The following is a 7,238-nucleotide window of genomic DNA, read 5'->3' as shown; positions in this document are numbered from 1 at the left end:
CCTCCATAGACACATTATATCACCAATATACATATTTGTCTATAAAATCAGTTACTTAATATCTCCTCCTTTAATAAATATTATTAAAAATTTTACTGGACATTATTTCAAAATTTGTATATACTATCGGTGAACGTTAAGTTCAACTCAAAAGCACTTATATTTTTTGTTATTTTCGTGTGCTGGACCGAAGGGATGCAATCTTCGGTCATTTTTTTGCCAAAAATTAGGGACTGAATGCCGAATCAGCATCAGTCCCTTTTCTATTTAGCGATTTTTCAGATACTCAGCCACCTGCTGTAATGCCTTGCCCGCAGCCTCAATTGTTCTATCAATTTCCTCATCAGTATGAGCACCAGACATAAACAAGGTTTCAAACTGACTAGGGGCAATATAGATGCCCTGCTCCAGCATAGCCTTGAACCATACCTTGAAGGCTTCCTGATCTGCTGCCGCAGAGGTTTCATAATCCACAACCTCCACAGGGCTGAAGAAGAAACCAAACATGGAACCAGCCTGCTGTACCTGCAGAGTAACACCAGCTTCCTTGGCCTTCTGTGCCACACCTAGCACCAGCTTCTTGGTCTTGATGGTCAGCACCCGGCTATAGTCAGGCTCTCCTGGCTCTGGTGGAGCAGTAATAATCTTCAAAGTCTCCAAGCCAGCAGTCATAGCCAAAGGATTGCCAGAGAGAGTACCTGCCTGATATACAGGGCCAGCAGGAGAAACCTGCTCCATAATCTCCCGACGACCGCCGTAGGCAGCCACAGGCAGACCACCGCCAATAATCTTGCCCAGACAGGTCAAATCCGGCTTAATAGCATAGGCTGCCTGAGCCCCACCCAGGGAAGCACGGAAGCCACACATAACCTCATCAAAAATCAACAGAGCACCATTTTCCTCTGTAACCTTCCGCAGCAAATCCAGATAACCAGGCTTTGGCAGTACCAAGCCCATATTACCAGCCACAGGCTCTACAATTATAGCGGCAATCTCCTGTCCCTGCTCAGCAAAAACTTCCTTTACCGCCTCAAAATCGTTATAAGGAATGGTAATGGTATCCTGAGCAGTGCCCGGAGTAACCCCGGGGCTATCAGGCACACCAAAGGTAGCCATACCGCTGCCAGCCTTTACCAGCAGGCTATCACTATGACCATGATAACAGCCAATAAACTTCACAATTTTGTTACGATGAGTATAGCCTCTGGCCAATCTCAAAGCACTCATGGTAGCCTCTGTACCAGAGTTTACCATGCGGATAACCTCAATAGATGGATAAACCTCCATAACCTTCTTGGCCAGCTGGGACTCAATCAAGGTAGGTGCACCATAGCTGGTACCTCTGGCAGCAGCCTCCTGCAGAGCCTTTACCACCTGTGGATGAGCATGGCCCACCACCATAGGCCCCCAGGAGCCTACATAATCAATATAATCATTGCCGTCAATATCATAGATATGACTGCCCTCTGCTCTAGCAATAAAAGGCGGGTTGCAATCCACACTTCTATAGGAACGAACCGGACTATTAACGCCACCTGGCATCAGCTTTTTGGCCTCAGCAAAAGCCGCCGCAGATTTTTCAAGATTCAACATGCAAATTTTCCTCCTCGGATTCCCTATAATACCTGAAACCACACCAGCGAATCAGCCCCTGAGCCACTTGGCAGCATCAATAGCATGATAGGTAATAATAATATCTGCTCCTGCCCGCTTCATGCTGGTCAAAGTCTCCAGCACAATCCGCTTTTCATCAATCCAGCCATTAGCTGCAGCAGCCTTTACCATAGCATATTCACCGCTAACATTATATACAGCCACAGGACGATTAATGGAATCCCGCACCTGGCGCACCACATCCAGATAAGCCAGCGCTGGCTTTACCATAATAATATCTGCACCCTCAGCCAGATCCAGCTCAACTTCCTTCATAGCCTCACGGCTATTGGCAGGATCCATCTGATAAGCCCGACGATCCCCAAACTGTGGGGCAGAATCTGCTGCATCCCGGAAAGGACCATAGTAGCCAGAAGCGTATTTTACCGCATAGGACATAATAGAGGTGTTAATAAAGCCCTTGTCATCCAAGGCCTGACGAATGGCAGCCACCCGGCCATCCATCATATCAGAAGGAGCAATCATATCTGCCCCGGCCTCAGCCTGGCTGACAGCCACCTTCTGCAAATGCTTCAAGGTTGCATCATTGTCCACATAATGACCGCACAGCTCACCGCAATGACCGTGGTCTGTATACTGGCACAGGCACACATCTCCCACAATTACCAGCTCAGGCACCTTGGCTTTGATAGCCTGAATAGCCCGCTGAACAGGAGAAGTCATATCCCAAGCGCTGGAACCAATGGCATCCTTGTACTCAGGCAGGCCAAAAACCTCTACGCTGGGAATCCCCAGGGCAGAAATCTCTCTTGCCAGCTCCACTGCCTTGTCCACAGACAAATGATAGCAGCCTGGCATACTGGGAATTTCTTCCTTGATATTTTCCCCTGGTACCACAAAGATAGGATAAACAAAATCCTTAACAGAAATATTGGTTTCCCGCACCATAGCCCGCACATTTTCATTGATTCTCATGCGGCGAGGACGCAGTTTCTGCTCAAATGAATTTTCCATGATTAAAAAGACTCCTTTATAGCTTTTATCAAACCAGCAATAGTATATTCCTCTGCCTGAACATCCACCTGCAAGCCCTGCTGACGGCAGGTTTCCGCAGTAATAGGCCCAATGGCAGCAATCTTAGCATTCTTTAGCAAATCAACAGCCTGATCTCCCAGCAGTTTCACAATATTCTTTACCGTAGAGGAGCTGGTAAAGGTCACCATATCCAGCTCACCATCAGACAGCAGCTTGGTTACTAGATACTTGTCAGCATCCCCTGCCTCTGTCTTGTAGGCAGGCACCACTGTTACATCAATCCCCTGCTGAGACAGCTCCTCTGGCAGTACATTGCGAGCCACAGCCGCCCTTGGCAGAAGCACCTTATCTCCAGACTTCAACTTGCCATAGAGAGCGGCTAGAACCCCCTCAGCTGTGAAGTCTGTTGGCACCACATCAGCCATAATACCATAGCTCTGCAGTGCCTCTGCCGTACTGCTGCCAATAGCGCAGATGGAAATCCCTCCCAGACTACGGGTATCCAGCCCAGCCTGCTGTAAACTGCGGAAGAAATACTCCACTCCATTAACAGAGGTAAAGATCGCCCAGTCATAATCAGCCAAATGACCAATAGCCTCATCCAGAGCCTTGCCCTTGTCATCAGGAGGTGCAATCTTGATAGCAGGAGCCTCAAAACATTCTGCCCCCAGCTCCTCCAAGCCTGTCGTCAGCTGAGAAGCCTGTGCTCTGGCACGAGTTACCAGAATCCTCTTTCCCTGCAAAGGCTTCTCGGCCCCATCAAACCAAGCCAGCTGTTCACGGAGGTTCACCACATTGCCTACCAGGAAGATACATGGTGGCTTAATATTCTCCCTTTGGGCCATCTCTGCTGCCTCAGCCACAGTAGAGGTCCATACCTGCTGCTGAGCCTTGGTGCCCCAACGGATAATAGCCACCGGAGTATCTCCGCTGCGGCCGTTTTCCATTAGCTTGGCGGTAATCTTAGGCAAATTAGCCACACCCATCAGGAACACCAAAGTATCCGTAGCTGTTGCCAGCTGAGGCCAATTAATATCTGAATCCGCCTTGGTAGGATCTTCATGACCAGTTACCACCGCAAAGGAAGCCGCCACCCCTCTGTGGGTAACAGGAATCCCGGCATAAGCAGGCACTGCAATGGCAGAGGTGATACCCGGCACAATCTCAAAGGAAATATTATTTTCCTTTAACAGTAAAGCTTCCTCCCCGCCACGGCCGAAAACAAAGGGATCCCCACCTTTGAGACGAACCACAGTCTTGCCCTCCTTGGCCAAATCCACCAAAAGCTGATTGATTTTTTCCTGGGGCATAGTATGCTGGCTGGAAGCCTTGCCTACATAGATAAGCTCCGCCCCCTCTGGTGCATAGCCCAATATTCTGTCATCAGCCAGACGGTCATATACCACCACATCAGCATTACCAAGACAGCCACAGGCCTTCAAGGTCAACAGCTTATAGTCCCCTGGGCCAGCCCCTATCAGATATACCTTACCATTCATAGTCAAATCCATCCTCCTATAATTTATACTTCTATCCCGATAGACCGCAGAATCTCTCTGCCGCCTCTAGCCAACAGTTTTTCTGCCAGATTAACACCAACTGCTCTAGCCTCCTGAGCATCCTTGACTTCAGCCTCCAGAGCATCCCGCAACAGGGTACTGCCATCCAGAGAGGCTATCACAGCCTCCACCCGGATACCAGCCTCTGCTGATACAGCATGGACTCCCACAGGCACCTGACAACCACCTTCAACAGTAGCCAGGAATCCCCGCTCAGCCTCTGTACACAATCTGGTACATCTATCATTCAGGAACTCTAGCAGCTCCCTGGTTTCCTTATCAGCCTTACGGCATTCAATGGCCAAAGCCCCCTGGCCAACAGCCGGGAGACACATGGTGCGAGGCAGTACCTGACGGATTTTGTCCCCAAAGCCCAGTCTTTTCAGTCCAGCACAGGCCAAAATAATGCCGTCAAAATTTTCCTCTTCCATTTTCCGCAGGCGGGTATTTACATTACCTCGCAAATCCTCAATCTGCAAATCTGGTCTGGCATGGAGAAGCTGTGCCTTCCGCCGCAGGCTGGAGGTGCCCACCTTGGCCCCTGCCGGCAACTGCTGAAAGCTTTCATACTTAGGGCTGACAAAGGCATCCCCAGGATCTGCTCTCTGGGTAATAGCTGTAATCACCAGTCCCTCCGGTACCACTACCGGCATATCCTTCAGGCTGTGCACCGCAATATCAATCTCACCCTCCAGCATAGCTGTTTCCAGCTCCTTGGTAAAAAGGCCCTTGCCACCAATCTTGGCTAAAGGAGCATTGAGAATCTTATCTCCCTTGGTGGTCATTAATCTTTTTTCCACCACCAGCTCAGGGTATTTTTTCGCCAGCTCCCCAATCACAAAATCCGCCTGCCACAAAGCCAGCTGACTGCTTCTAGTACCTACCACCAGCTTTTGCTTATGCATCTGCATCCACCTCATTTCCCATACTTTCCAGCTGAAACAGGCTTTCCATAGCACCCTTTAACTCCTGCTCCTGCTGTGTGCCAATGGCATCGTGAAGGCTGCTCATAGGTTCCCGCAGCAGCTTCCGCACCAGCATCTTGGTCATATTCTCTACAATCCGTACATCTTCCTCAGGCAGATCATGAAGCTTCCGCATAGCCCGCTTTAGCTCTGTCCGGCGAATCAGCTCCGCCTTGTCCCTAAGTCTGCTCATAACTGGCTGCATCCCCAGATACTGGTATCTATCCAGCAGGTTATGAACCTCCTCCTCTACAATCTCACGAGCCGCCACAGCCTCCTGCTGCCTCTGCTGCAGATTCTCATCCACCACGGATTCCAAATCATCAATATTGAACAGGTCAACCCCTGCCAGTTGTCCCACCTCTGGATCCACATCCCGAGGCACTGCTATATCTATCAGAATCAAAGGCCTTGTCTTGACTCCATTAATATCCTTTTGTTGTCTACGGCCAGCCATAGCCTTGGCCATTTCTCTAGGCCGAATAACATAATGAGGGGCACCAGTGGAGGTAATAATAATATCCATATCCCCCATCATTTCATATACCTCTGTCCAAGGCACCGCCTGTCCCTGAAATCTCTCTGCCAGAGATAAGGCCCGCTCAATATGATGGTTGGCCACAAAAAGCTTTGGAGCCCCCTGGCTTAGCAAATGGGTAGCTGTCAGCTCAGCCATTTTGCCTGCACCAAATAACAGTACCCGGCAGCCATCCAAGGCCCCCAGAATATTCTTGGCCAGCTCCACGGCCGCATAGCTGACAGATACAGCACTATAGGCAATTCTGGTTTCTGTCCGCACCCTTTTGCCTGTAGCAATAGCCCGATGGAACAAAAGGTTCAGCATGGTATCAGTAGAACCATTCTCCAGGGCGGCTGCATAGGCATGCTTCACCTGGCTCAATATCTGCCCCTCCCCAATAACCAGAGAGTCCAGACTGGCAGCCACCAGCAGAAGGTGCTCAATACACTGCTTTCCCCAGAACTCATAGGTATACTGCTGACGGAACTCCCTATCCATAGGAATATCTACCAGCTCCTGCCACAGAGCCACCACAGGAGCAATATCTTCCTCCAGCTCCACCACAGCATATATCTCGCTGCGGTTACAGGTAGACAGCACCACTGCTTCCTTAAGGCCAGCAATCTGATCCGTATTGGCCAATACCATCTGCAGTTTATCTTTATCTATACTAAATTTTTCGCGAATCTCCACAGGAGCTGTCCGATGATTCAGCCCCAGCACAACCAATCTTTCTTCTGATTTCATTCTTTGCCTGTTCCAATCTCTCATCAAGAATATAGTTAAAAATCTCCGGTGTCATAGCCTGACGCCATAGCCCCTGCCGCTTTACCGTGTCCGGCTCCCTGCGCCACAGCTCCCGCCGCATCTCCCCTAGCCAATCCAGAAACTGACCAAAGCCCTCATGGTAGCGGTTTTCCAAATCCTGCCGCAGCAGTCTGGCAAAAGCCGGACTAGCACCACCTGTAGAGGCTGTTAGCTCCAATTGCCCCCGACATATACGAGCTGGCACCTGAAAATCACATTCCTCTGGAGCCGTAATATCATTTACCAGGGCCCCATGGCCATGAGCCATCTGGCCAATCTCATGATTCACCTCTCGGCTATCTGTAGCCGCAAATACCAGACGGAAGTCACTGGCTTCCCAGTCAAAGTCCCTATGAGTCATCTGATGCCACACCAGCCTCTCCTCTGGCAGGCTCTCCATCAACTCCTGCAGCTCCGGCACCAGCTCAGGAGCCACCAGAACCACCTTGGCCCCCTCCTCCAACAGCCGACCAAGCTTCCTGAGAGCCACAGCTCCTCCCCCAAAGATAGCCACTTGACAGCCTTTCATACATATATTTATAGGATACATATCAGCCTCCGTCTCCAGCCATTTCAAGGAGAAAATTTTATCCTTATCAGTCCAAAAATGAATTTTATTCAGCTTTTAATTATAGTACAAAACAGGGCAAAAAAAAAGCCACCATTTAAAAAAACTTTATGCAAAAAAGATATACAAAAAGGCTGTCGCCTGATAAAAATCATCAGACAACAGCCCCT

6 protein-coding genes are annotated in these 7,238 nt (G+C 49.6%); all 6 read right to left on the bottom strand.

Translation table 11 applies throughout. The features are described from left to right. Nucleotides 1–267: 267 nt before the first annotated feature. Genes hemL through I6E26_RS08785 form a run of 6 tightly spaced genes read right to left on the bottom strand, consistent with a single transcriptional unit; the run spans nucleotide 268 to nucleotide 7,050 of the window. Nucleotides 268–1,593, bottom strand: a complete 1,326-nt coding sequence (gene hemL / locus I6E26_RS08810; RefSeq protein WP_235321513.1) for a glutamate-1-semialdehyde 2,1-aminomutase — start codon at nucleotides 1,591–1,593, stop codon at nucleotides 268–270. Between the two features lie 51 nt (nucleotides 1,594–1,644). Next, the gene (gene hemB, locus I6E26_RS08805) at nucleotides 1,645–2,628 is read right to left on the bottom strand and encodes a porphobilinogen synthase (RefSeq protein WP_235321512.1); all 984 of its coding nucleotides are present in this window, start codon (nucleotides 2,626–2,628) and stop codon (nucleotides 1,645–1,647) included. Between the two features lie 2 nt (nucleotides 2,629–2,630). Beyond that, nucleotides 2,631–4,148: a uroporphyrinogen-III C-methyltransferase gene (cobA, locus tag I6E26_RS08800; protein WP_235321516.1), complete on the bottom strand. Its 1,518-nt coding sequence runs from the start codon at nucleotides 4,146–4,148 to the stop codon at nucleotides 2,631–2,633. Between the two features lie 23 nt (nucleotides 4,149–4,171). Further along, nucleotides 4,172–5,113, bottom strand: coding sequence for a hydroxymethylbilane synthase (gene hemC, locus I6E26_RS08795; protein WP_235321511.1), 942 nt, complete (start codon nucleotides 5,111–5,113; stop codon nucleotides 4,172–4,174). Further along, nucleotides 5,106–6,440, bottom strand: a complete 1,335-nt coding sequence (hemA, locus tag I6E26_RS08790) for a glutamyl-tRNA reductase (RefSeq protein ID WP_235321510.1) — start codon at nucleotides 6,438–6,440, stop codon at nucleotides 5,106–5,108. Before hemA ends, hemC begins: the two co-directional genes overlap by 8 nt. Beyond that, a complete protein-coding gene (locus I6E26_RS08785) occupies nucleotides 6,364–7,050 on the bottom strand; it encodes a precorrin-2 dehydrogenase/sirohydrochlorin ferrochelatase family protein (protein WP_235321509.1) in 687 nt (228 codons plus the stop codon). Before I6E26_RS08785 ends, hemA begins: the two co-directional genes overlap by 77 nt. Nucleotides 7,051–7,238 lie beyond the last annotated feature (188 nt).

Source organism: Anaerovibrio lipolyticus, from assembly GCF_021531495.1.
Classification (GTDB): Bacteria; Bacillota; Negativicutes; order Selenomonadales; family Selenomonadaceae; genus Anaerovibrio.
The sequence above is the reverse complement of the archived record's forward strand: the minus strand, read 5'-3'. Positions and strand labels throughout refer to the sequence as shown.

Bases quoted from the DNA above. Each gene is read 5' to 3' on its own strand.
- hemL (WP_235321513.1), bottom strand. From the start codon at position 1,593: ATGTTGAATCTTGAAAAATCTGCGGCGGCTTTTGCTGAGGCCAAAAAG.
- hemB (WP_235321512.1), bottom strand. From the start codon at position 2,628: ATGGAAAATTCATTTGAGCAGAAACTGCGTCCTCGCCGCATGAGAATC.
- cobA (WP_235321516.1), bottom strand. From the start codon at position 4,148: ATGAATGGTAAGGTATATCTGATAGGGGCTGGCCCAGGGGACTATAAG.
- hemC (WP_235321511.1), bottom strand. From the start codon at position 5,113: ATGCATAAGCAAAAGCTGGTGGTAGGTACTAGAAGCAGTCAGCTGGCT.
- hemA (WP_235321510.1), bottom strand. From the start codon at position 6,440: ATGAAATCAGAAGAAAGATTGGTTGTGCTGGGGCTGAATCATCGGACA.
- I6E26_RS08785 (WP_235321509.1), bottom strand. From the start codon at position 7,050: ATGTATCCTATAAATATATGTATGAAAGGCTGTCAAGTGGCTATCTTT.